Origin of the sequence: Blautia parvula, assembly GCF_020215665.1 — a bacterium.
Classification (GTDB): domain Bacteria; phylum Bacillota; class Clostridia; order Lachnospirales; family Lachnospiraceae; genus Blautia; species Blautia celeris.
Window position 1 is genome coordinate 388,260 of sequence record NZ_CP084061.1, and the last position, 25,802, is coordinate 414,061.

The 25,802-nt window shown below is 46.9% G+C and carries 20 protein-coding genes, 1 tRNA gene and 1 pseudogene; 20 read left to right on the plus strand and 2 right to left on the minus strand.

Going from position 1 to position 25,802, the window contains the following annotated elements:
- Positions 1-51: 51 nt before the first annotated feature.
- The 7 genes from LC508_RS01910 to LC508_RS01940 all read left to right on the plus strand — a co-directional run bounded on the left by LC508_RS01910 (position 52) and on the right by LC508_RS01940 (position 6,190).
- Entirely contained in the window at positions 52-897 is an 846-nt protein-coding gene (locus LC508_RS01910) for an ABC transporter permease (protein ID WP_103731346.1), read from the plus strand.
- A 26-nt stretch (positions 898-923) separates the two neighbouring features.
- Positions 924-1,949 carry an ABC transporter ATP-binding protein gene (locus tag LC508_RS01915; RefSeq protein ID WP_199687338.1) on the plus strand — a complete coding sequence of 342 codons (1,026 nt, stop codon included), beginning with the start codon at positions 924-926 and terminating at the stop codon, positions 1,947-1,949.
- A 65-nt stretch (positions 1,950-2,014) separates the two neighbouring features.
- A complete protein-coding gene (locus LC508_RS01920) occupies positions 2,015-3,202 on the plus strand; it encodes an extracellular solute-binding protein (RefSeq protein WP_103731347.1) in 1,188 nt (395 codons plus the stop codon).
- A 19-nt stretch (positions 3,203-3,221) separates the two neighbouring features.
- A complete protein-coding gene (locus tag LC508_RS01925; protein WP_103731348.1) occupies positions 3,222-4,067 on the plus strand; it encodes an ABC transporter permease in 846 nt (281 codons plus the stop codon).
- A 5-nt stretch (positions 4,068-4,072) separates the two neighbouring features.
- Positions 4,073-4,771, plus strand: coding sequence for a glycerophosphodiester phosphodiesterase (locus LC508_RS01930; RefSeq protein ID WP_054352434.1), 699 nt, complete (start codon positions 4,073-4,075; stop codon positions 4,769-4,771).
- Positions 4,768-5,244: a hypothetical protein gene (locus LC508_RS01935; RefSeq protein WP_103731349.1), complete on the plus strand. Its 477-nt coding sequence runs from the start codon at positions 4,768-4,770 to the stop codon at positions 5,242-5,244. The genes LC508_RS01930 and LC508_RS01935 overlap by 4 nt, the downstream gene beginning before the upstream one ends.
- Positions 5,225-6,190 (plus strand): CehA/McbA family metallohydrolase, encoded by a 966-nt coding sequence (locus LC508_RS01940; RefSeq protein WP_103731350.1) that lies wholly within the window; start codon positions 5,225-5,227, stop codon positions 6,188-6,190. Before LC508_RS01935 ends, LC508_RS01940 begins: the two co-directional genes overlap by 20 nt.
- Positions 6,191-6,366: 176 nt before the next feature.
- Here the strand turns inward: LC508_RS01940 and LC508_RS01945 are convergent.
- A pseudogene (locus LC508_RS01945) lies at positions 6,367-7,220 on the minus strand (helix-turn-helix domain-containing protein).
- A gap of 204 nt (positions 7,221-7,424) precedes the next feature.
- Here LC508_RS01945 and LC508_RS01950 point away from each other — a divergent pair.
- Genes LC508_RS01950 through LC508_RS01960 form a run of 3 tightly spaced genes read left to right on the plus strand, consistent with a single transcriptional unit; the run spans position 7,425 to position 11,687 of the window.
- A complete protein-coding gene (locus LC508_RS01950; protein WP_118594137.1) occupies positions 7,425-8,792 on the plus strand; it encodes an MFS transporter in 1,368 nt (455 codons plus the stop codon).
- A 56-nt stretch (positions 8,793-8,848) separates the two neighbouring features.
- Positions 8,849-10,750, plus strand: a complete 1,902-nt coding sequence (locus LC508_RS01955; protein ID WP_054352439.1) for a glycoside hydrolase family 2 TIM barrel-domain containing protein — start codon at positions 8,849-8,851, stop codon at positions 10,748-10,750.
- A complete protein-coding gene (locus tag LC508_RS01960; RefSeq protein WP_103732980.1) occupies positions 10,734-11,687 on the plus strand; it encodes a beta-galactosidase small subunit in 954 nt (317 codons plus the stop codon). Before LC508_RS01955 ends, LC508_RS01960 begins: the two co-directional genes overlap by 17 nt.
- Positions 11,688-11,815: 128 nt before the next feature.
- On the opposite strand, the gene LC508_RS01965 is transcribed toward LC508_RS01960, so the two are convergent.
- Entirely contained in the window at positions 11,816-12,709 is an 894-nt protein-coding gene (locus tag LC508_RS01965) for a SpoIID/LytB domain-containing protein (RefSeq protein ID WP_103732979.1), read from the minus strand.
- A 595-nt stretch (positions 12,710-13,304) separates the two neighbouring features.
- Here LC508_RS01965 and secF point away from each other — a divergent pair.
- The 10 genes from secF to LC508_RS02015 all read left to right on the plus strand — a co-directional run bounded on the left by secF (position 13,305) and on the right by LC508_RS02015 (position 25,758).
- On the plus strand, positions 13,305-15,470 hold the full coding sequence (gene secF, locus LC508_RS01970) for a protein translocase subunit SecF (protein WP_118594138.1): 2,166 nt from the start codon (positions 13,305-13,307) through the stop codon (positions 15,468-15,470).
- Between the two features lie 18 nt (positions 15,471-15,488).
- The gene (locus tag LC508_RS01975; protein ID WP_033143415.1) at positions 15,489-17,480 is read left to right on the plus strand and encodes a KUP/HAK/KT family potassium transporter; all 1,992 of its coding nucleotides are present in this window, start codon (positions 15,489-15,491) and stop codon (positions 17,478-17,480) included.
- Between the two features lie 124 nt (positions 17,481-17,604).
- On the plus strand, positions 17,605-17,853 hold the full coding sequence (locus LC508_RS01980; protein WP_033143414.1) for a helix-turn-helix domain-containing protein: 249 nt from the start codon (positions 17,605-17,607) through the stop codon (positions 17,851-17,853).
- A 92-nt stretch (positions 17,854-17,945) separates the two neighbouring features.
- Positions 17,946-18,626, plus strand: a complete 681-nt coding sequence (locus LC508_RS01985; protein WP_033143413.1) for a D-lyxose/D-mannose family sugar isomerase — start codon at positions 17,946-17,948, stop codon at positions 18,624-18,626.
- 176 nt (positions 18,627-18,802) lie between these two features.
- On the plus strand, positions 18,803-20,299 hold the full coding sequence (gene glpK / locus LC508_RS01990; RefSeq protein ID WP_033143412.1) for a glycerol kinase GlpK: 1,497 nt from the start codon (positions 18,803-18,805) through the stop codon (positions 20,297-20,299).
- Between the two features lie 226 nt (positions 20,300-20,525).
- Entirely contained in the window at positions 20,526-21,515 is a 990-nt protein-coding gene (locus tag LC508_RS01995; RefSeq protein ID WP_054352490.1) for an aldose 1-epimerase family protein, read from the plus strand.
- Between the two features lie 1,243 nt (positions 21,516-22,758).
- Complete coding sequence (locus LC508_RS02000; protein ID WP_330425249.1) at positions 22,759-23,730, plus strand: amidohydrolase family protein; 972 nt, start codon at positions 22,759-22,761, stop codon at positions 23,728-23,730.
- Between the two features lie 82 nt (positions 23,731-23,812).
- A tRNA-Leu gene (locus LC508_RS02005) sits at positions 23,813-23,896 on the plus strand.
- Between the two features lie 413 nt (positions 23,897-24,309).
- Positions 24,310-24,900 (plus strand): pentapeptide repeat-containing protein, encoded by a 591-nt coding sequence (locus LC508_RS02010; protein ID WP_054352442.1) that lies wholly within the window; start codon positions 24,310-24,312, stop codon positions 24,898-24,900.
- Positions 24,901-24,924: 24 nt separating this feature from the next.
- On the plus strand, positions 24,925-25,758 hold the full coding sequence (locus LC508_RS02015) for a deoxyribonuclease IV (protein ID WP_033143550.1): 834 nt from the start codon (positions 24,925-24,927) through the stop codon (positions 25,756-25,758).
- The last annotated feature ends 44 nt before the right edge of the window (positions 25,759-25,802 follow it).

The following is a 25,802-nucleotide window of genomic DNA, read 5'->3' on the forward strand; positions in this document are numbered from 1 at the left end:
CAGACCTGAAAAGAGTTTTTCAATTCAGGCCTGTGTAGGAGGAGAAAGTTTATGTTCAAAATGTTGAATCCACGGCGGTTTTATCATGCGGTGGGAAGACGCAAATTTCTGGAATTTGTCCTGCTTGCAGTATTTGTCCTGTTTTTTTACGGTCCGCTGCTCAACATGCTGATGTTGGCTTTTGCAAATGAGTACAATGTACCGCATGTCCTGCCGGAACAGTGGGGGATTGAATGGTGGGGGTATGTTTTTGGACAGGAGAGCCTGGTATCTTCTATGATTCAGTCCTTTATTGTCGCCATTGCCACCACAATTATTTCTATGGTTTTCTGTATTCCGGCTGCATATTCCATTGCCAGGTTTAAGTATCGGGGACGAAAAATTTTTATGTTGTCGTTCCTTTTAACCAATGCATTTCCGAAACTGGGAATCTATACTTCCATCGCAGTTTTGTTTTATAAATATGGTCTGATGGGTACGTATCCGGGCGTTATTATTATCCATATGATTAACTCCATGATGTTTATGGTATGGCTGCCTTCCAACGCGTTCCGCAACGTACACCGGCAGCAGGAAGAGGCTGCCCGTGATGTGGGAGCAGGCCCGATTCGTACTTTTTTTAAAGTAACCTTCCCCATGGCAATGCCGGGAATCGCGGTGGCGACGCTGTATACCTTCCTGGGGTCTATGGAAGAGGCACAGGGAACTATGTTGGTGGGGCTTGCCCGAATTCAGACCATGCCCGTAGCAATGTATGGAATTGTGCTTGACAGTTCCGCCGTTCAGATTGGTGCGGTATTTGCAATTTTGCTGATTATCCCCTCTGCGGTGATGATTATTCTCATGAGAAAATTCATTGGACCAGAGGCCATTGCCGGTGGATTTAAGATGAAATAAGAAAAGTTTTGGGAGGAAAGATATTCATGAGCAATACGATGACAGGCAGCGAAAAGGCCGCAGCGGCTGGTACTGCTGCAGAGAAGCGGAAAGTAAAACTGGAAATTAAAGATATGACCAAGCATTATGATAACGGAGACGGCGTTGAAAATATCAACTTGAAGATTTATGAGGGCGAGATCGTGACCTTTTTGGGTCCCTCCGGATGTGGAAAGTCCACAATCCTCCGGACCATTGGGGGATTTCTGGATGTGACTTCCGGCGATATTCTCATTGATGGACAGTCCATCGTGAATCTGCCCCCGGAAAACCGTCCTACTGCCATGGTTTTTCAGAGCTATAACCTGTGGCCTCATATGACTGTATATGAGAATCTGGCATTCGGTCTGAAGCTTCGCAAGATTCCGAAAAAAACTATGGATGAGGATATCAGAAAGATCCTGGCGCTGGTTTCCATGTGCGGGACCGAGAAAAAATATCCCGGACAGTTGTCTGGTGGCCAGCAGCAGCGTATTGCCATTGCCAGATCCCTGCTTCTGAAACCGGCCCTTTTGCTTCTGGACGAACCTTTTTCCGCACTTGACGCCAAAATCCGTCAGCAAATGCGCGAGGAACTGAAAAGAATCCAGAGTAGTCTGGGAATCACTGTAATCTTCGTAACTCACGACCAGGAAGAGGCTATGGCTATTTCTCACCGAATTGTGGTTATGAATAAAGGGAAGTTCGATCAGGTGGGAACACCGGATGAGATCTATGATCAGCCGGCAACTCTCCATGTGGCATCCTTTATCGGAGAGATGAACTTCATCAAGAAAGACAATTACACCATCGCGGTACGGCCGGAGAATCTGCTGGTGGATAACGAAAAGGGTGAAATTGAGGGAACGGTAAGTACTATTATGTTGATGGGCCATTATGTACTGCTTATGGTTCAGGTGGGCAGTGAGATAGTCAAATGTTATGTAAATCGTGAGATGGGTGATCAGCAGAAGGAAGGTAATAAAGTGAAATTGACTATCAGCAAGTCTGCGCAGTTTCCATTAAGAGCCTGATTTGCATAATATTTCAGCGGCACAGGAAACGGTATTTTTATATTGTAGTAGAAAGGATGAAAGAGATGAAAAGACTGAAAGTAAAATCATTACTGGCACTGACAATGGCCGGTGTGCTGGCAGCATGCATGGCAGGCTGCAGCGAATCTAGAAAATCGGGAGAGACTTCCGAGGCTTCCGCAGCCGGAGAGAAATCCACCGTAACTATCTGGGCAACGGGTTCTGATAATGTACGTCAGGTATATGAGGCGCTGATTGAGGATTTCAACAATAACTCCGACTATGCGGATCAGTATACTGCCAAACTGCAGTTTATGCTGAGCGGTACGGGGACTCAGTCTATGACCGATATGCTGGCTGCCGCTTATCAGGCAAAACAGACAGATACGGATTATGACCTGGTAGATCTGGGTGGTGATGATCTTTCTGCTGTAATTGCCAGGATGGGAGAGGAAGCATTTGTAAAGCTGGATGATTCCAAGATTCCCAATGCGGAGAGAGTATCCGGAAAGAGCAGTGTAGCTGCTGATTATGTACAGCCCTACAGAGGAACCACTGTAGTTCTGGCATATGATTCCGAGGTGGTGGAAACTCCGCCGGCAACCATGGATGAGCTGGTTAATTGGATGAAGGAAAATCCAGGCCGTTTCGCTTACAATGCACCTGGAACCGGTGGAGCAGGAGATTCCTTTGCACGTACCGTTGTATACAACTTACTGCCTGAAGAGGCTATAACTTCTGATGATCCCAGCTGGGAAGAACAGTGGGATAAGGGATTCCAGCTCCTGACAGACATGCATCCGTATATGTATACTTCAGGTGGAAGTATTGTATACCCTAACAAGAACCAGGGAGCATTGGATCTGCTGAATCAGGGTGAAATCGATATTTGTCCTATGTGGGCCGACATGGTGCTGTCCCAGAGAGCAGAGGGAACTTTGAAAGACACTATCAAGATTTCTCAGATTGATCCTTCATTTACCGGTTCGCTCCAGTCTCTGGCAATACCTACGTTTGGATCCAATGAGGAAGGAGCCTATGTGTTTATAAATTATATGCTGACAGACGCTGCCCAGGAGATTTTGGTAAAAGAGATGGCGGCTATTCCTCTGGTAGATACAAGCAATCTGGATATGACCGGATATGAGGATGTTATGAATCTGGATGTAAGCAGCTTCCGCATCATGTCCATCGGAGATTTGGGAACTGATTTCAATGCCCGCTGGGACAGCGAGATTGGAACACTGGGATAATTCAGGAAAGGATTGATATATGAGTAAAAATCTGAAAAAAAATTTGATGGCTTATGTGATGGTTCTTCCGGCATTCCTGGTGGTGATACTGACGGTGGCCTACCCGATTGTGACTGCCGTGATTCAAAGCTTTCAGAACAGTGAGACAGGAGATTTTACCTTGGCCAATTACACCTATTTCTTTACGGACAAGGCTCAGAGAAATAACTTGATGTATACCCTTTATATTGTGGCAGTGACAGTGGTGACTGCTATTGCGGTAGCTTATCTGCTGGCATTGTATCTGAGATTCATAAAATCAAGAATTTCCAAAACGATTGGTATGCTGTACCTTCTGCCCCGCTTTGTGCCGTCCATGTGTGCTGTGTACGCCATGATTACTATTATCCGTGATAGTGGCCTGATTAACCGGATTGGACAGCTTCTCGGTGTGGATATCAATATGGGAATGATGTATCACGCTAGTGGAATTATCACCATGAATCTGTGGTTCAATATTCCATTTGCTGCTATGATGATTGCAGCGGGCCTTAGCGGAATCCCCGATTCCATTATCGAGGCAGCCAGCGATGTGGGTGCTGGCAAACTGAGAATTTTTTGGAATATGATCCTTCCCTTGTCTTTAAAGGATGTGGTGGTAGCAGCTACTTTTGTGTTCATGTCCAACGTGAGTTCCTTTACCACCCCTTACCTGATGGGAGGGAACGCACCGAAGATGCTGGGCATCTCCTTGTATGATCAGTTTAACAGATACATGGACTATAACCGGTCTGCGGCGTTGTCTGTGATCATGTTCCTAATCTGCTCAGTATCTGCTGCTGTATATATCTACTCAAATCTGAAAGAAAACGATTGGGAGAAGTAAATAAAGTGAAGAATGAAATAACATGGATTACAGCACATTCCGGTGCAGACGGAACCTGTGAAAACAGTATGGAATTTGTTTATTATGTACTGACCACCTCTGCGGATATCCTGGAATTGGATGTGCGTAGGGACAAGGACCATAACCTGGTTATCGCCCATGATGAGACTGACGGCGGGGCGGTCAGTCTCCGGAGTGTTTTTACGGTTATGAGAAAGCATACCGAAATGCGTATGAACTGCGATTTAAAAGAATATGGACTAGAACTGCCGGTATTGAGACTGGCAGAAGAGTGCGGGCTGTCCCCGGAACAGATTCTGTATTCCGGAAGTGTTAGACCTCTGCGGATGGCGGAACCCTGCTCCTGGAGGGAGGTAGAGGTCTACTGGAATGTGGAAGAATGTATTCCGGACATTTGCGGGGATATTGGTCCGTACCATCCGAAAGATATCAGCACGGAGAGTACAGCCGAAAAACTGGTAGCTGCCTGCCGGGATTGCGGAATCAGCACTGTAAATATCTGCGAAAAATTTCTCAATGAAAGCTTTCTTTCTGTAATGAAGAAAAATGGGATTGGGATTTCCGCTTGGACGGTCAATGAACCTGTCCGAATCCGCCAGCTGCTGGGAATGGGAATACGCAACATCACTACCCGAAATCTGAAAGAGGCCCTCATGCTGCGCCGGGAAGGAAAAGCGTTATGATTCTTCTCAGAGAGCGTTACCGGTGGAAACCGGAAGATTCAAAAACCAATGTGAGGTTTTCTTTTGAGTGTCCCGAGGAGGTTATAAGCATTCGGATTCTTTTCAGTTTTGAACCAGATGCACTGACAGAACCGGAGGCCTGCCTCCCCATGATAGACAGGGCTGTCCGCCGATATTATGATGGAAGAGGTTTGGAGTATGACCAGATTTCTCCGGAAAGCATCGGCCCTCTGAAAAACTTAATCACGATTTCTCTGTCAAAAGACGGGAGTTATCTGGGAAACGCTCACTGCTGGCAGAAAAACCAAGTACATGAGATTACCAAGATGAAAGCTGCCCCCGGGTTTGTATGCCCACCCAGGGTGGCAGGAGTGTGGGAGGGCATGATTCACCTGCATGCAGTCTGCACGTTGAAATGTGAAGGTAGACTGATTATTGAAGGGAGGGTGTCCGATGCGTTGGTATCCGGTTGAGCTTCACACGCATACCTGTCACAGCGACGGAACTTTTACCGTGGAGGAACTGGTGCAGGCTGCAAAGATGAATGGCTACCGGGCGCTGGCCCTCACAGATCACAACACCGCCTCCGGTACACCCGAACTGATTGAAGTGGCCAGAGAGCAGGGAATTCTTCCGGTTCGCGGACTGGAGTGGACGACTTATTACGGCCACATGGTGGTACTGGAGGAGAACGGCTATACGGACTGGAGAGACGTAAAGCCGAATGAAATAGACGAGGCCATCCAATCGATTCATAAAAACGGCGGAATTGTGGGCATTGCCCATCCTTTTTCCTTGTCCGATCCGATTAATACCGGATATCACTGGGCATTTCAGATAAAGGATTGGTCTCTGCCCGATTATATAGAGGTATGGAGCCGGAACTATGCGCCCCACCGTCTGCAGAGTCTGCGAGCTTTTGGACTCTGGGATAAACTTCTGTCAGAAGGCTATCGAATCACTGCCATGACTGGACGGGACTGGCATAAAGATGACTGCCTTCCCTGCTGCTATACCTGGGTGGGAACGGAAGAAGAGTTGACAGTGAAAGCAGTTATGGATGCCGTCAGAGGTGGAAACATCTGCCTGACTGCAGGCCCTCTTCTGACTATGGAAGCCGTTACGGGAGGAAGAACGATCCCCTGCGGGGGAATTATTCCGGCGGGTGAAAAAGAACTGGAGCTGTATTTACAGATTCAGTCGGATGTATTGCCTTGTGTCTGGGAAAAGAAGCAGGTTCGCGCCGGGGAGATTCGCCTGATTGCCGACGGAAATGAAGTGGATCGATTTCCGGCAGGTGTTTCCTGTATTCGTAGGGTAAGAGTACCGGAAAAATGGCTGCGTGCGGAACTGTTCGGAAGCTATTACGGATTGGAAGACTGTAGGATTGCACTGACGAATCCCGTATACGTGGAGTAACGTATATCTTGTGGCACATCGATTTGTCCATGAAACCCACAGCTTCCATCATTTCCTTGATGATCCCCCCAAGGAAATCTTTCAGGATGCATAATGTTCCGGTTTCCTTCCGTCATTGCAAAAGAAGGAACGCTCATCAGCGTGGCTTGTTGCCTGCTGATAACCGTTCCTCTTTTTTAACTATTTATATTTTTGCGATATTCAGAAGGAGACATTCCTTTGGCTTTTTTGAAAATACGGCTAAAATAAAGAGAATTATCATAACCAATAATACGGGAAATTTCAGCAATATTATAGCGGGGATTTTGAAGCAATATCTCTGCATTGTAGATTCGCTTGGAAAGAATATACTGCATAGGTGTAAACCCGTACATACTTTAAAGTTGCGGATGAACCAGCTGGTGCTTACATGATGTTCCTTTGCATATTCATCAATGTTGATTGGCTCGTTGTAGTGTTCGTTGAAAAAGGAAGCGGCCTTGTCTATTTCTTCAACAGCATGAGCATTGTCTATCTTTAAGGAGGTTTTGAAGTATCTCTGTAATTTGATAAAGATTTGTCGTAAATACATTTCTAATATTTCCTGATAGCTGTCCCGGCACATTTGCAATTCGTTTATCATCGCACGAAAAAGTTGTTGGTATTCCAGATTGGAACCGCAGGAAAAAACTTTTTTATCGTTTGTAAGTCCATAAGAACGGAGCAGATTGGTAACATTACTGCCAGTAAAATGAACCCAGTATACTTCGGTCTGATCTTCTGCGTAATACTCGTATTGCTGCGGTTCTTTCGGGCGGTAGAGTACCATATGCCCGGCATGAACAATCGTTTCTTTTCCATTAAAGTGAAAATGGGCTTTGCCGGATACAATATAAAGTAATTGAAAATCAATGCGACCTTTGGGACGCAAGGTATAAAAAACAGAACGAGTATAGAGTTTGTATGTCCCGCAACTGGTAACGATTAAGGGCTTGGTTTTGTCCTTTATATCGATGAGCGAATTGTTTAAATATGCCTTGTTGGTATACATTTGGTCCTCCTTATCTGATGCTTCAAAAAATGTATGTTGAAAATGGCTAAAATTCTGTAATACTATTTACTTTCTTACCGTAATTTTACCATTTTGTGCATATTTTGTCCAATTTATGATATAGGAAAAATATCTTTATTTTTTTATAATATCCAAGCAAGAAAAGGCATGACTAGAAACGTTGGAAGGAGACATATTAATAAGATGGAAGAAAAAAGATACCTGAAATGGTATAATGTGGTGGGCTATGGCTCAGGAGATATTGCAGGAAATGTAATATACGCATTTTTATCCTCATTTGTTATGATTTATTTGACGAACACAGTGGGATTAAATGCAGGTATTGTAGGTACACTGATTGCAGTGTCAAAATTATTTGATGGTGTTACAGATATATTTTTCGGTACAATGATTGACCGAACAAAGAGCAAAATGGGTAAGGCAAGACCATGGATGTTTTATGGATTCTTTGGTTGTGCCATTACACTGTTTGGAGTGTTTGCGATTCCTACCAATATTGGCCAGACCGCACAGTACGCATGGTTCTTTATCGCATATACTTTGCTCAACGCAGTATTCTATACAGCAAACAATATTGCGTATGCAGCATTAACATCACTGGTAACAAAGAACAGTAAAGAGCGTGTGCAGATGGGTTCATTCCGTTTCATGTTTTCCTTTGGTACAAGCCTGGTAATTCAGTCCATTACCGTCGGAGCAGTGGAAATGCTTGGTAACAATGCAGCAGCATGGAGAACGATTGCATTTATATACTGTATTGTGGGCGTTATTACCAATACACTTGCTGTATTTTCTGTTAAGGAGCTTCCAGATGAAGAACTGAAAGAAGATGGTCCAGTGGGAGAGGAAGATGATAAGCTTTCCTTTGTGCAGACGGTAAAACTTCTTTTCAGCAATAAATATTTTGCAATGATTTGCATCATCTACATTCTTCAGCAGCTGCGTGCAGCAATGGTAAATGTTGGTATCTATTTTATGACTTATGTGCTTTTGAATAAGAATCTGTATGGCGTATTCTCATGGGCAATAAATATTCCATTAATCCTTGCACTTGCAATTACACCTGCCCTGGTTGCAAAGATGAAAGGAATGTATAAGTTAAACAAATACAGCTATGCGTTTGCAACGGTATGCCGTCTGATAGTAGCAGTTGCAGGATATATGGGAAGTATTCCGCTGATGTTATTTTTCACAGTCCTTACATCCCTTGGGGAAGGACCGTGGCAGGGTGATATGAGTGCTGTGATTGCACAGTGTTCGGAACATACATATTTAAAAAGCGGAAAGAGAATTGACGGTTCCATGTTTTCTTGTACTTCGTTAGGTGTAAAGCTTGGCGGAGGTATTGGTATTGCACTTTCAGGCTGGATGCTTGATGTAAGCGGATATATTAACCTTGATAATGCGGTTCAGCCCGCCAGCTGTATCAGCATGATGTATTTTATGTACCTGTGGCTGCCATTCATATTTGATATTATTATTACAGTAATTCTTTCTTGTTTAAATGTGGAAGGCGCAAACAAAAAGTTAAAAGAAAATGTGCAGAAATAATAGCAAGATAGTCCAAAAAGTTTACTGTAGGGGCAATATGGAAAGTGAGGATAATTATGAACGCTGACATAAAATGGTTGGACAATCCGGAAGTGTTCCGGGTAAATCAGTTGGACGCACACAGCGACCATGGCTACTATACGGATTATGAAGATGTGGAAAAGAAAGATAATGGTCTTACACAGTCTTTAAACGGACAGTGGGATTTTTCTTTCAGCAGGAATGTAGGGAGCAGACCGGAGAACTTCTTTGAAGAAAACTTTGATGCATCCGGTTTTGACAAAATCATGGTTCCGGGACATATCGAACTGTCAGGCTATGATAATATCCGTTATATCAATACTATGTATCCGTGGGAAGGAAAAGAGTACCACAGAGGAGCTTACAGCATGGAAAGTACCGCAGATGAAGCGGGAATGTTTTCGGAGGCAGAATATAATCCTGTAGGCTCTTATATTAAAAGATTTGATTTAAATGAAAAAATGACAGGCAACAGAATCCGTATCTGCTTTGAAGGCGTGGAGCAGGCAATGTACCTATGGCTCAACGGTCAGTTTGTGGGATACGCGGAGGACAGCTTCACACCGTCTGAATTTGATCTGACACCATATATCAGACAAAAGGGAAATGTGCTAGCGGTGCAGGTACACAAGATGAGTACCGCAGCATTTCTGGAGGATCAGGATTTCTTCCGTTTTTTTGGAATTTTCAGAAATGTTACCTTAAAAGCAGTACCGGACATTCATATGGAAGATGTATGGTTCCATCCGGTATTAAATCAGGACAATGCAAGCGGTAAAGTATCTGTGACGATGAAGGTATCTGCTCCAAAAGGCCAGAAAGTAAATGCCCGCTTAGTTTTAAAGGACAGGGAAGGAATGCAGATATTGGAGGAATGCATTGTACTGGAAGAAAATAATGGAAGTCTTGCAGGCAAGATAAGTGCAGAGGCAGAAAACATCAAGGCATGGGATAATCACAGTCCGTATCTGTATCATGCGTTTGTGGAGCTTAGAAGCGAGAATGGCAAGTTATTAGAAGTTGTTCCGTATGACATTGGTTTCAGAAGACTGGAAATGATCGATAAGGTCATGTATCTGAATGGAAAGCGTCTGGTCGTTACCGGCGTAAACTGTCACGAGTGGAGTGCCAAGACCGGAAGATGTATAGGTATGGAAGAAATGGTTACTGATATTAACTGTATGCTGAGAAACAACATCAATGCAGTGCGTACCTGCCATTATCCGGATCAGATTCCGTGGTACTATCTGTGTGACGAAGCAGGCGTTTATGTGATGGCAGAAACCAATCTGGAAAGCCACGGAACTTTCCAGAAGCTCGGTGCGATTGAACCGTCCTGCAATGTACCTGGCTCTATCCCTCAGTGGATAGAAGCTGTGATTGACAGGGCAAGGAACAATTTTGAAACCTTTAAAAATCATACTTCCATCCTGTTCTGGTCTTTGGGTAACGAATCTTATGCAGGCGATGACATTGAAGCCATGAATACCTACTTCAAGGAAAAACAGGACGGACGTCTGGTTCATTATGAAAGCTCCTTCTACAACAGGGCGTATGAAGATACGATTTCCGATATAGAGAGCAGAATGTACGCAAAGCCTGCGGAAGTGGAAGAATATTTAAGCAATAACCCGAAAAAACCGTATCTTTTGTGCGAGTTCATGCATGACATGGGTAATTCCATGGGTGGACTTGGTACTTATATGAAGTTCATAGACAGATATGAAATGTACCAGGGCGGATTTATCTGGGACTTTATCGATCAGGCTCTCTTGGTAAAGGATGCAGTGACAGGAAAAGAAGTATTGCGGTACGGTGGCGATTTTGACGACAGACCATCAGACTATGAGTTTTCAGGCAACGGAATCGTATTTGCAGACCGTCAGGAAAAGCCAGCAATGCAGGAAGTGAGGTATTACTATGGTTTATACAAATAAGAGTAAATTAAGAGTAGTATATGGAGATTATACACTTGGCGTACATGGGGAAGGTTTTGGTTATATCTTTTCCTATGCGCAGGGAGGATTGGAATCCATCGTGAAAAATGGCTATGAGTGGCTGTATCGTTGTCCGAAGCCGACCTTCTGGAGAGCATTGACCGATAATGACAGAGGAAGTAAGTTCCATATCAAGAGCGGAAGCTGGTTTGCAGCGGATATGTTCATGGACTGTAAAGGAGTAGAGGTTATCATGGACGGAGTAGTGCAGAAACAGTATGCTCCTGACAATAACTGCTATGGTGGAGATGTGACTGCTGATGAGATTGTCGTGAGATATACATACGAAACAATTACAAATCCTTCTGCCACAGTAAAAGTTACTTATACGGTAAATGGAACAGGAAAAATCAATGTAGAGGTTCATTACGCTGGTGTGAAAGGTCTGCCGCAGCTTCCGGCATTCGGAATGAGATTTATCATGCCGACACTTGCAGAAAAATATTTATACAAAGGTCTGTCTGGGGAAACTTATCCGGACAGAAAAGCGGGAGCATCGGAAGGTATCTATGAGGTAAAAGATTTAAGCCTGACACCGTACCTTGTTCCGCAGGAGTGTGGAATGCATATGGATACGGACTGGGTGGAAGTTACAAGACATACAAGCCTTGACAACAGCAGAGCAGATATTTCCCCACAGATACTCCGAATTGAGAGAACAGACGAAGCATTTGCATTCTCCTGCCTGCCTTATACTGCAGAAGAGATAGAAAACGCAACACACCATGAGGAATTGCCGCCGGCAAGAAGAACGGTTTTATGTGTCTATGGTGCAGTGAGAGGCGTTGGTGGAATTGACAGCTGGGGCAGTGATGTGGAAGATGCTTCCCATATCAGTGCAGAAGAAGATATTAAGTATTCTTTTGTCATTTGTTAATGAGTAGATAAAGTTTAGATTCTTTTTTATGGAAAGCTGTTCACATTTCCCGCTGCGGAGCCGGATGCCTGCTGAAAAATCAGGGCACCGTTTTTTGACCAGGACATTGATATCGTCGTTAGTGGTTATTACAATTTGGTCATCCAGTTCGGGCAGGTCACCCGCTGTCCGTCACAGTATTGTGTGAGAATGGGCTGTCTGACGCCAGGCCTGGAGAGATAATCAGCGAACAGCTCATCCACCACCCGGGAGATGCTGTCAAAGATATTCCTTCCGTTCATCCACTTGTGGTCAAAGGCAGTGGAGGAGGTGATGGTAAAGTCATAGCCTTTATTCCGGTACCACTCCGTGTAGACCCGGTTCAGGGTAAAGGACATAATAGCCAGCACATTGGCGCGGATCGTCTCTGTGGGCCATGTGGCGTAGATCTCACTGGATGCCACATTTTTAATGTAATCCCGGTAGCGCACATAGAAGTTCTGGGCAGTGGGGTCTGTGGGGGCGCCGTCATGTACCACCACAAATTCCGGCACGACCACCCGGCTCAGAACAATCTCCCCGGATTCGTCCATGGGTTTGATCTCGTCTTCGGGTATTTTTTCCGGGTATGTGCCGAACAGGGTGTGGGCCGGAATGACAATATTCTGAAAGGTGTTCTCCGGCGTCTGGGCCTGGAGCCTTGCGGTCTGCAGGGCAGTGACCTCAGGCAGGATCTCCGCGCCGGAAATGTCCAGCGGCTCGAAATCCTCGGCTTCAATGTGGAAGGTGTATTCTGCGTAGGGCTGGTACTCAGAAGGTTCCATACTGTATTCCAGGGGCGGAGCGGGAAGCGTGATCTCCGGTGTCAGTCCGTTGGCATCCGTTTTCAGCTCATCAATAACAGAGGATGGTTCTCCCGTGTAGAGAATATCTATTGTGGCGTTTTCAATGGGGGTATTCCTGATCGCGGAGAGCACGGAAATCCTCAGACGGCCTTCATCCGGGTGGTCTGTCTGCATGGCTTTTATGGGAAAATAGTTCATAGGTAAAACCTCATGGCAGTTCGTTGGTTTAGGATATGCAGGCAGCGAAAAAATGTGACGGAATGATTGACAGAAATCATACTTTGTGCTAAGATTCCTCATAACATATGAGGCTTTACGGACTGGAGGACAGCAAATCATGAAAAAGATGCAGCGTGTTTGTTATGGTATTGCATTTTTTCTTTGTGTACTGTGCTTCTTTTTTATTTTTTCCCAGAGGCAGGAGAACAGGGATGCAGGAACAGGATCGACAGACGTATCCGGTTAGACTGCCATTACCCGGACTGTCCATACAGAGCAGTCCGCCGGTCTTCAAAAAGAAGAGACATTTTCAAGTCTCTGTTTCGGAAAAAATAAGGGAGAGGAGGATCTTTTTCTCAGGCTCCTTCCTCTGTCTGCCCTTTTACTTTCCTGTGCCCTTGTTTTTCTGTTTTCCGGAGAGACAAAGGCTTCTGTCTATGCCTTTTTCAGGCGCAGCTTTCTGCTGAACCAATCCCCCATGGAACGGATTTTTATTGTCCAGTATAAGGACGGAAAGAAGAGAAGTTTCCCTTTTATCTGATCGCGTAAAATTAGAACAGAAAGCAGGGAAAACATGAAAAATAAAAAAATACATATATGGATAGCACTGGGAATCATTGCTGTCTTTCTTTTCATTGCCTTTTTCGGCTGTGGAGAAGACATCAAAGGCATCCGGAATATGCGGTTCGGCATTGACATCCGGGGCGGCGTGGAGGCTGTGTTTGAGCCGGTGGGCATCACGAAAAAGCCTACGGCAGACGAACTGGAATCTGCCAGAAACATCATGGAGGGACGTCTGGATGCAAAAAACATCCTGGACCGGGAAGTGACCGTGGAAAAAAAGAAGGGCAGAATCCTTGTCAGGTTTCCGTGGAAATCCGATGAAAAGGACTTTAATCCCGAGGAGGCCATTGCAGAGCTGGGAGAGACAGCAAAGCTGACCTTTCAGGATGAAGACCACAAAGTGCTGGTGGAGGGCCGGGATGTTGCCGGCAGCTCTGTGGTGCAGAGCCAGGATACCAGGGAGTATAAGGTGGAGCTTCACTTTGACAAGCGCGGCACGGAGAAGTTTGCAAAGGCCACAGAGGACAATCTGGGCAGGAATATCGGTATCTATATGGATGATACGCGGATTTCCAATCCGGTGGTGCAGCAGAAGATCGAAGGAGGAGAGGCTGTCATTAATGGCATGGGTTCCAGGGAAGAGGCCCAGGCGCTCTCCGACAAGATCAATGCCGGCGCGCTTCCGTTTTCCATGAAGACCAGTAATTACAATACCATCAGCCCCACACTGGGAAACCGGGCATTAACATCCATGGTGACAGCGGCGGCAGCGGCCATGGTTCTGGTATGCCTGTTCATGAGCTTTTACTACAGGCTGCCCGGCGTGCTGAGCTGTGTCACGCTGCTGTTTCAGATGGCACTGCAGGTGCTGGCTATCTCCGTTCCCCAGTATACCATCACACTTCCCGGAATTGCGGGGCTGATCCTCTCGGCAGGCATGGCAGTGGATGCCAATATTATCATAAGTGAGCGGATCAGTGAGGAGCTGATGCACGGGGCATCGGTAAAGGCAGCAGTCAGAAATGGATACCAGAGAGCATTTTCCTCTGTGCTGGACGGAAACATCACCACAGCGGCTGTGGCTGTCATCCTCATGATGTTCGGCTCGGGAACTATGCTGAGCTTTGGATATACCCTGTTTACCGGTGTTGTGATCAACCTGTTTGCGGGAGTGTGGATGTCCAGAACCATGCTCACCTCTGTGGTGCAGTATAAATTTTTCAAACGCCCGTCCATGTTCCGCAAAAAAAGGGAGAGAAAGATTCTGGACTTTTCGGGAAAACGCAGATGGATCTTCCTTTTTACCGCCTGTGTGCTCTTTGCAGGGTCCATACTGAGCGCGGCAAACGGTATGAAGCTGGATACACAGTTTACCGGAGGCGTTATCCTGAAATATACCTTTACAGGAAATGCGGATATGGAAAAGCTGAAGGAGAAGGTGGAAACCGTGCTGGAACGGCCTGCCAACATGCAGATCACCCGGGACCCGGCAAGCGGGCAGCAGAAACTGGCAGTGACGCTGGCCGGAAATAAGGGGCTTTCACCTAAGGAACAGCAGGAGGTGACAAAGACACTGAACGCGGAGGGAGGACAGGAGTATAAGCTCTCTGAAACGTATGCGGTGGAGCCTTATATCGGGGCAAAGGCGCTTAAAAATTCCGTCATTGCCATTGTACTTTCCGCTCTGTTTATCGTCATATATATAAGGATACGGTTTTCCTCCATGTCCGGGCTTGCGGCGGGGATCTCGGCTGTGGCGGCACTTCTGCACGATATCCTCATCGTGGTGTTTGTGTTCGGCGTGTGCAGGATTCCGGTGAATGATGCCTTTGTGGCCGTGACCCTGACCATTATCGGGTATTCTATCAATGACACCATTGTTCTCTATGACAGGATCCGGGAGAACCAAAAGGACAGGGAAAAAGGGGAGACGCTGGCAAAGCTGGTGGACAGAAGCATCACGGAGACGCTGGGGCGGTCTGTCAATACAGCCTTTACCGTTGTGGCCTGCGTGTTTATCATTTATCTGTTTTCTGTTTTTTACCATATTGAATCCATCCAGGTATTTTCTCTGCCGCTTCTGGCGGGGATGATCAGCGGATGTTACTCTTCCGTATATATTGTAGGCCCTCTTTGGGTGTGCTGGGAAGAGCATAAGCAGAAAAAGAAGAAATAAAGGGAAAGGGTGTTTGAGATGAAGGATGCACAGAGAGAGACAGGGATACCCTTCAGTGCAGGTGCGGTTTTAATTTCTGTGGGGGTGGTCTACGGGGATATCGGGACTTCCCCCATGTATGTGATGAAATCCATCCTGGAGGGAAACGGCGGGATCACCGGGACAGGGGAGGACGTCATATACGGAGCGCTTTCCCTGGTCATATGGACCATTATCCTGCTTACCACCGTCAAATACGTGCTGATAGCCATGCAGGCGGACAATCACAATGAGGGCGGTATCTTTGCCCTGTACAGCCTGGTGAAAAAATGCGGAAAATGGCTTGTATTTCCCGCCATGATAGGAGGGGCCGCGCTTCTGGCGGACGGAATCCTGACTCCCGCGGTGACGGTCACCACAGCCATTGAAGGCCTTAGAAGTATTCCGTGGGTTTACAAAGTGCTGGGAAATGATCAGGACAAAATCGTGGTCATAACCCTTGTGATCATCGCTGCCCTTTTTCTGGTGCAGAAGGCAGGCACCAGTTCCATCGGAAGGGCCTTCGGTCCGGTTATGACCCTGTGGTTTCTCTTTCTGGCAGCAGCCGGATGCTTTCATATTATGGGGGACCCGGGAATCCTCCGGGCATTGAATCCTCTGTGGGCTGTGAAAATACTGGTAAGCCCGGATAACCGGATGGGACTTATGATTCTCGGAAGCGTATTTCTGGCTACTACAGGGGCGGAAGCGCTTTACTCGGATATGGGGCATGTGGGGCGGCAGAATATATATGCAAGCTGGCCTTTTGTTAAGATGTGCCTGATCTTAAATTATCTGGGACAGGGGGCCTGGCTGCTGAAAAACAGAAGCAGCGGGAGTCTGGGAGCCATTCCGGATATGAACCCGTTTTTTGAGATGCTGCCTGAAGAGATACGGCCCCTGGGTGTTGTGCTGGGAACCATGGCCGCGGTCATTGCGTCACAGGCGCTGGTGACAGGGTCTTTTACGCTGGTCTCAGAGGCCAGCAGACTGGATTTGATGCCTCATATGCAGATCGTGTACCCATCCATGATCAAGGGGCAGATCTTTATCCCACTGGTCAATCTGGTGCTGTGGATCTCCTGTTCTGTGCTGGTGCTTTATTTCAGGACCAGTGCCCATATGGAGGCGGCATACGGTCTGGCCATTACGCTCACTATGCTGATGACGACCCTGCTTTTGTTTGTTTACCTGAACAAGATCAGGAAAAAATACAGGAGTTCCTGGCTGTTTCTGTTATTTTTCGGAGGGCTGGAGGGGACATTTTTCCTTTCCAGTCTGAGTAAGTTTAAAAGGGGCGGCTATGTGGCGCTGTTTATCGCTGCGGTCCTTTTTGGGATTATGGTGGTGTGGTACAGGGGGACTGCCATAGAAAATTCCCAGGCAGTCTATCTGAAAGTCCGTGACTTTGTGGGACAGCTGGGCAGATTAAGGGCGGATACCGGCATACCCATCCAGACGGATAACCTTGTCTATATTACCAAGGAGACACAGGTGGAGGAACTGGACCGGGATATTCTGTATTCTGTTCTGGACCGTCCGAAGCGTGCCAGGGCCTACTGGTTTATCAACATCCAGGTCACGGACCAGCCGTATACCAGGGAGTATACGGTGGAGAATTTCGGAACGGATTATATTTTCAAGATTCAGCTCCGCCTGGGGTTCAAGGTGGACCAGAGGGTGAATGTGTATCTGCGGCAGATCGTGGAGGAGCTGATTGACAGCAATGAACTTCCCTCTCAGGAGCCGAAATACTCCATCTACGGGTCCGGGGAAGTGGGGAGCTTCCAGTTCTGCCTGATCCGGAAACTGCTCATACCGGAGAGCGATATTACACCGGCAGGGCGGGCGGCTGTCTCGCTGAAATATGCCATCCGCCGTGTGGCCGGCTCCTCCGCCAGATGGTACGGTCTGGAAAATTCTGCCCTGATCCTGGAATATGTTCCGCTGTTTATCAAGATGAAAAATCTGCGTCCTCTAAGGCGCGTCTGACCTGCAAAACACCGCCAAATGTGTGCAAACTGTCAAATTGTGCTGAAATGCTGAAAATAGTCATAAATAAGGTATGGATAGGCACTGCACTTTTCTACAAAATAGTAGAAAAGGAGTGAATGATATGAGTGAAGATATTAATGCACAATTAATGGAACTGGGGCTCAATATAGCCTATTACAGAAAACTGAAAGGAATCACGCAGGCACAGCTTGCCCAGATGGTGGGCATAAGCAGAACACATATCAGCAATATTGAGGCGCCGAAAATGCCCACACAGATTTCCGTGGAAACCCTGCTGAAAGTGGCTGACGCGCTGGAGATCAAGACCTGGAAACTGTTTGCTTTCCGCAGTGAGATAAATATATTATAAAGGGAAGGCAAAAATCCTTTTTTGTTGTTGAAAAATACCATTGGAAGCGCTAAAATAGGAATCAGATAAGAGACAGAAAGGATAAAGAATTTATGAAACGTTCAGAAATCAATGCAGCGCTGAAAGAGATGGAGGAGATGGTCAACAAGTGCTGTTTCAAACTTCCGCCATTCTGCCATTTTACACCGGAAGACTGGAAGGAAAAAGGCAGCGAGTACGACGAGATTCGTGATAATATGCTGGGCTGGGACATTACCGATTACGGCCTGGGCAGGTTTGATGAGGTGGGATTCTCCCTCATTACCTTAAGAAACGGCAACCTGAAAATGGATAAGTATACAAAGACCTATGCGGAGAAACTGCTGTACATAAAAGAGGGACAGATGGCTCCCATGCATTTCCACTGGAACAAGATGGAGGATATTATCAACAGAGGGGGCGGCAACGTTCTGATCCGTGTATACAACTCCACAGAGGACGGCCGGTTCGCTGACACGGATGTGACAGTCAACTGTGACGGCAGGGAGTTTACCGTGCCGGCAGGTACCCAGGTGAAGCTGCAGCCGGGTGAGAGCATCACCGTTTATCCGTATATGTATCATGATTTTGAGCTGGAGCCGGGCACAGGACCGGTGCTGTTAGGCGAAGTTTCCATGTGCAATGACGATGAAAATGACAACCGTTTTTATGAGCCTATCGGCAGATTTCCTGAGATAGAGGAGGACGAGGCACCGTACCGTCTGCTCTGTACAGAATATCCCAAGGCAAAATAAATGCTCGAGGAGAATTGAGACAAAGAGCTGTCAGGCCAGAGAGAAAAATTCTTTCTGGCTGGACAGCTTTTGTTCGTGAAACCCCAAATATACCACCTGCCGGTGCTGGAGTGTACAAGGTTCAGATACGCTCTTGGGGAAGTACCGGCAAGAGAAAACATGGAGGATTTTTACATATGGCAAAGTACATGATGGCCCTGGACGCAGGAACGACAAGCAACCGGTGTATTCTTTTCAACGAAAAGGGTGAGATGATCAGTGTGGCCCAGAAAGAGTTCACACAGTATTTTCCAAAGCCCGGCTGGGTGGAGCACGATGCAAATGAGATCTGGTCCACCCAGCTCGGCGTGGCTGTGGAAGCCATGCAGAAGGTGGGCGTGGAGGCAAAGGATATTGCAGGTATCGGCATCACAAACCAGAGGGAGACAGCGATCGTCTGGGATAAAAATACAGGCGAGCCGGTATACCATGCCATTGTGTGGCAGTGCAGAAGGACCTCGGAATACTGTGATTCCCTGAAGGATAAGGGGCTTACAGAGGTTTTCAGGGAGAAGACAGGCCTGATCATTGACGCCTATTTTTCAGGTACCAAGGTTAAATGGATTCTGGACCATGTGGATGGCGCCAGAGAGCGGGCCGAGAGAGGCGAGCTGCTCTTTGGAACAGTGGAGACCTGGCTGATCTGGAAGATGACAAAGGGTGCGGTCCATGTGACGGATTATTCCAATGCGTCCAGAACCCTTCTGTATAATATCAACAAACTGGAGTGGGATGAGGAAATTTTAAAGGAGCTGGATATTCCCAGGTGCATGCTGCCTGAGGTGAAGCCTTCCAGTTGTGTCTACGGTATGGCGGATGCAAGCTTTTTCGGCGGGGAGATTCCCATAGCCGGAGCGGCGGGAGACCAGCAGTCCGCGCTGTTTGGACAGACCTGTTTTTTGGAAGGAGAGGCAAAGAATACGTATGGAACAGGTTGTTTTCTGTTGATGAATACAGGGGAGAAGCCTGTATTTTCCAAAAACGGGCTTGTGACCACCATTGCCTGGGGATTGGACGGAAAGGTGAATTATGCCCTGGAGGGCTCTGTCTTCGTGGCAGGCGCGGCAATCCAGTGGCTTCGCGACGAGCTGCGTATCATTGACAGCGCAGAGGACTCTGAGTACATGGCAAGGAAGGTGAAGGATACCCACGGCTGTTATGTGGTTCCTGCGTTTACAGGGCTGGGAGCGCCTTACTGGGATCAGTATGCAAGAGGAATCATTGTGGGTCTTACAAGAGGAGTGAACAAATATCATATTATCCGTGCCACGCTGGAATCCCTGGCTTATCAGGTACATGATGTGGTGCGGGCAATGGAGGCGGATTCCGGCATTCCTCTGGCCTCCCTGAAGGTGGACGGCGGTGCCAGCGCCAACAATTTCCTTATGCAGACACAGGCAGATATGGTACAGGTTCCGGTAAAGAGGCCCCAGTGTGTGGAGACTACAGCCATGGGCGCGGCGTATCTGGCCGGACTGGCTGTGGGGTATTGGAAGGATAAAAATGAGATTGTAAAGAACTGGGAGATTGAGAGGACTTTTGAGCCGGTCATCTCCATGGAAGAGCGGAATAAGAAGATGAAGGGCTGGGAAAGGGCCGTGAAATGTTCTTACGGATGGGCAAAAGAGGAGTAACAGAGGTACTATTCACAGCCAATGTCCCGGGAGGTGTTTTCCTCAAGGGGATGCTGCGCGATGCGAAGCAAAATCCCGAGGCAGCCAGCGCGATATGGAGCGGAATGCTCCATATCTGTGCATCGCGAAGCGTGCTGCTGGACACGCAGTGAACAGTAACGTAACAGGATAAGGCAGAAGTCCCCGGATGACGGGGATTTTTGCTGTAAAGGAAAGGGAGCGGAAGATGAACAGAGATCTGATGAAAAAAATGGGAAGTATGCAGCAGATGGCATATGTGAGACAGGTGACTTTTGAGGAGGGTGCAGCAGCAGGCCTTCGTGCTTATGAGGTGAAGGCAGGGGAACTGGCTTTTACCGTGGCTGCGGATAAGTGCCTGGATATTGTGGAGATGTCCTATAAAGGGGTGAATCTTAATTTTCTCAGCAAGCCGGGGCTTATGAACGGGCAGAGGTTTGACAGTAATGGGTTTGAGGCGCAGAAAAGTATCATGGGGGGCATGTTTTTTACCTGTGGTACCAGTAATGTGGGAAGACCGGATCTGAACCCGGACGCACCGCTTCCCATGCATGGGTATCTGCGTTCTACCCCGGCGGAGCATGTGTGTGCGGATGCTTTTTGGGACGGGGATGTGTATCGGATCGTGATCTCGGGGGAGATGCGGCAGGCTGCGCTGTTCGGGGAGAATATCGTGCTGAGGCGGACGATTTCTGCCGAGCTTGGTAGCAGTGAGGTGAAGATCCATGATGAGTATGTGAATGAAGGGTATGGGGATGAGCCTTTCATGCTGTTGTATCATTGTAATGTGGGATATCCGCTGCTGGATGCGGGGAGTGTAATCGAGGTGCCGGCTGTGGAAACGGTGCTGAAGGGGGAGGATAAGGAGACAGAGCGTCCGTGGAACCTTGTGGGGGAAGCGGTGGATCTGCTGCCGGAGGAAGTGTTTTATCATAAGATTCGTTTTGATGAGGACGGCAAGGCGCGTGTGCGGGTGAAAAATCCTGCGCTTGGAATGGGGATATGTGTGGAGTTTTCAGGAGAGGAGCTGCCGAATTTTACCCAGTGGAAGTCCATGGCATCAGGGGATTATGTTGTGGGACTGGAGCCTTGTAACTGTCATGTGGACGGGCAGAAATGGGAAGAGGAGAATGGGACGCTTCGGAGGATATTGGCTGGGGAGAAGAAGGTGGTGGAACTGGGAATTAGGGTGGAATAGCGGGGGAAATGGCGGACGGCGCAGGAGAGCGGATGTGGAAGGGGCCGGCAGGTGGGTTCCCCCGGAAAGCTGCCGCCGTCAGCAAGTCTTACTAAGAAAAAAATGGAGCGCCGGACAAGGCACCGGGCAGAACCGCCTTCCAGCCTTGATGGCTGAAAGGCTCAACTGCCCTGACCATTTGGATGGTAATCCAAATGGTCTCCTTGCCCGGCACTCCATTTTTTCCTAAGTAAGACTAAGCTTCCTCTGGAACACCTTTCCGGGGGACCCCACCTGCCGGCCCCTTCCACTTCCGCTCTCCTGCGCCTGGTTATTTATGGCGGGGACTTGTGAGAGGATGGCGGGAATTTGAGATGTGTGTGGGGAGGCTTTGTGAAATGAAATAATGATGATGTTAATGTATGGTAGGTTAAAGAAAAAGGTGGAATATTAAGGAATGCCTATAATTTTAAGATGTTGAATTGAAATAGTAGGTAAAGTAAGAAGAAAATCTGGCCAGAAACTTAAGGGATACCTATAATTTTAAGATGTTGGATTGAAATATAGGTAAAGCAAGAAGAAAAATTGGTCAGAAACTTAAGAAATACCTATAATTTTAAGATGATAGAGATGAATAGTAGGTAAAGCAGGAAGAAAAGTTGGACAGAAACTTAAGAAATACCTATAATTCTAAGATGTTAGATATGAATAGCAGGTAAAGCAGGAAGAAAAGTTGGACAGAAACTTAAGAAATACCTATAATTTTAAGATGATAGAGATGAATAGTAGGTAAAGCAGGAAGAAAAGTTGGACAGAAACTTAAGAAATACCTATAATTCTAAGATGTTAGATATGAATAGCAGGTAAAGCAGGAAGAAAAGTTGGACAGAAACTTAAGAAACACCTATAATTCTAAGATGATAGAGATGAATAGCAGGTAAAGCAGGAAGAAAAGTTGGACAGAAACTTAAGAAATATCTATAATTCTAAATTGATAGAAATGAATAGTAGGTAAAGCAGGAAGAGAATCTGGTCAGAATCTCCAGAAATGCCTATAATTCTAAGATATTGGAAGGGAATAGCAGGTAATCTCTTATAGGGCAAGACAGACTCACTGGAAGGGCCGGGGTTTTCTGGAGTTTCTGTGATAGGCGGGTGATGATGAAGTGAGAGTATGGATGAGGGTTGCTTTTGGCGGGGGATTGTGTTAAGACGATAGTAGCCGGAAAGCTGAGATGGTTTGTGAGGGAAAAGAGAAATAGGGATGAAGCTGAGGAAGGAGGATGTTTGGGTTATGAGAGATGAGGATGTGAATGGAGTTGGGGAGACAGAAAGGGCAGGGGAGATGTTTGTCGAGAGGCAGAGGATGTTTGGGGAGTGTCATGCGCATGTGTTTATGGATGGAGTTAATTACAGAGAGGCTGTGAAGAGGCATTTGAATGGGGTGGATGAAGGGGTGATCCGGAGGCATTTTGAGATGTATCGGGAGAAGGGGATTGCGTTTGTGAGGGATGGAGGGGACTATCTGGGAGTCTCGGAAAGGGCAAGGGAGATTGCGCCGGAGTATGGGATTGATTACCGGACGCCGATTTTTGCCATACACAGGAAAGGGTGTTACGGGGGAATTGTGGGGAAGGGATTTGAAAATATGAGGGAGTATGCGGAGCTTGTGAGGGAGGTTAAAGCACACAGGGGGGATTTTATTAAGATCATGACTACGGGAATCATGGATTTTGATACGGATGGGGGAATTACGGGGGAGGCGCTTCCTTTTGAGAAAGTGAAGGAGATGGTGCATATTGCACATGAAGAGGGGTTTGCGGTGATGTGTCATACGAATGGGGCCGGGCCTGTGGCGGATTTGGTGAGGGCCGGGGCGGATAGTGTGGAGCATGGGAATTATGTTTCGGAGGAGACACTGCAGATGATGGCGGAATCGGATATTGTCTGGGTGCCAACGATCACTGTGGTGGCCAATATGTTTGGGTGCGGAAGGTTTTCGGATGAACTGCTGCATAGGATTTATGAGAAGGGAAAGAATAATATCAAAAGGGGATTTGAATTGGGAGTACATATGGCATTGGGCAGCGACGCAGGTGCTTATCTGGTTCCGCATGGGCAGGGACTGCTGGATGAATGGCGCTGTTTTCGGGAATGTGTGGAGGATGAAAGTGTCTTAAAAGAGCGTATTTTTGAGGGAGAGGAAAAAATTAGAAAAAAATTCAGATTTTTTTAGCAAAAGGTATTGACGAACACGAAATTTGGTGATATACTTTCACTTGTCGTTCGGAAGTGATAACAAAGAGCGACAGAGAAAAGCGGGAGTGCTGGAACTGGCAGACAGGCTAGACTAAGGATCTAGTGGTCGCAAGATCGTGTGGGTTCAAGTCCCATCTCCCGCATTTATAAATCCGAATTTGATTCCGAGAGGAAACAGATTCGGATTTTTGTTATTCCGGTGAAAAGTTCTTCAGAATCAACAGATCCTTTGCAGGACAGCAGAAGACATTCGGGACAGGTACGTGAAGGGGCAGGGAATACAGCGGCGGTATCATGGGAGATGCCGCTGTTTTTGAATGACAGCATGTAGATGAAGTGACAGAGTAATAAGGCACAGGATAGAAAAGGTACAGGATGGCAAAATACAGAACGCTAAGTGTACAGAAAGCGAAAGGTACAGAACGCTAAGTGTACAGAAAGTGAAAAGGTACAGAACGCTAAGGGCACAGAAAACGAAAAGCACAGAAAGCGAAAGGCACAGAACACTAAAGGTACAGAAAACTAAAGCAGTAGAAAGTAAAAGAGGCATCGACTTATGGAAGAAAAGTATTATGAAGCTCAGGTATTTAAAGATTTAAAAATAAGCGATGAAATTTTTGAGGGTTATAAGTTTACAGACTGTGAATTTGAAAACTGTGTCTTTGAGTCTTGCAGGCTCCTCAGCTGTTCTTTTTCAGGCTGCAGTTTTATAAAGTGTACAGTGATGAGCCTGGAGGCGGAGGCCCATTCCCGGATACAGTATGTGGAATTTGACAGGTGTAATCTGATTGGTGTGCACTGGGAAGAGCTGATGCCGGACGGTGCATTTGCTGAGCCGATAAAGGGATTTTACGGCTGTCGGTTGAAGTATAATACATTTTCGGAGATGAATCTGAAAAAGTTTGATTTTACAGGAAATGAGATTTCAGATTCCATGTTCGCGGACTGCCGGCTTCAGGAAAGCAGAATGAAGGGCTGTAAGCTTGAGGGAACAGAATTTTTCAAATGTGACCTGAGAAAAGCGGACTTGCGGGGAACTGCCGGGTATCAGATGGATATCCGGTCATGTAAACTAAACGGAGCCAGGTTCTCTTTTCCGGAAGTGGTGAATCTGCTGAACGGATTGGAAATTGAGATAGAGTATTGATAAAGAGAAAACGGAGGAAATTATATGCTGACAATAGGATGTCATTTATCCTCAGCCAAAGGATACGAGGCCATGGGGAAAGAAGCGGTTAAGATACAGGCAAACACCTTTCAGTTTTTTACCAGAAACCCCAGAGGCGGTAAGGCGAAGGAGATAAAGGAGGAGGATGTGGAAAAATTTTTGAAGCTTGCACAGGAGCAGGATTTTCCCTGTATTCTTGCCCACGCGCCCTATACCCTGAATGGCTGTTCCGCGGATGAGGGAATCCGGGAGTTTGCCAAAAACACCATGGCGGATGATTTAAAGAGAATGGAATACACGCCGGGAAACTGTTACAATTTTCATCCGGGCAGCCATGTGAAGCAGGGGGTAGAGATTGGGATCACCTATATAGCCGGGATGCTGAATGAGATTCTTTCAAAGGAACAGCGGACCACAGTGCTGCTTGAAACCATGGCCGGAAAGGGCAGTGAGGTGGGCAGGACCTTTGAGGAGTTAAGAGAGATCCTGGACCGGGTGGAGCTTCAGGAGAAAATGGGAGTGTGTCTGGATACCTGCCATGTGTATGACGGCGGATACGATATTGTGGGGGACCTGGACGGTGTCCTGACAGAGTTTGACCGAGTGATAGGACTTGACAGGCTGAAGGCGGTACATTTGAATGACAGTATGTTCGGGTTTGGGAGCCATAAGGACAGACATGCCAAAATCGGAGAGGGAAAGATTGGATTTGAGGCCATGAAGCGGATCATCAATCACCCGAGTTTGAGAAAACTGCCCTTTTATCTGGAGACACCCAACGACCTGGAGGGATACGCAAGGGAGATCGCCATGCTGAAAGAGGCATATATGGAGTAGAATTACGGGAGATATGCACGAATTTCCCGGCAGAGGAAAAAGAT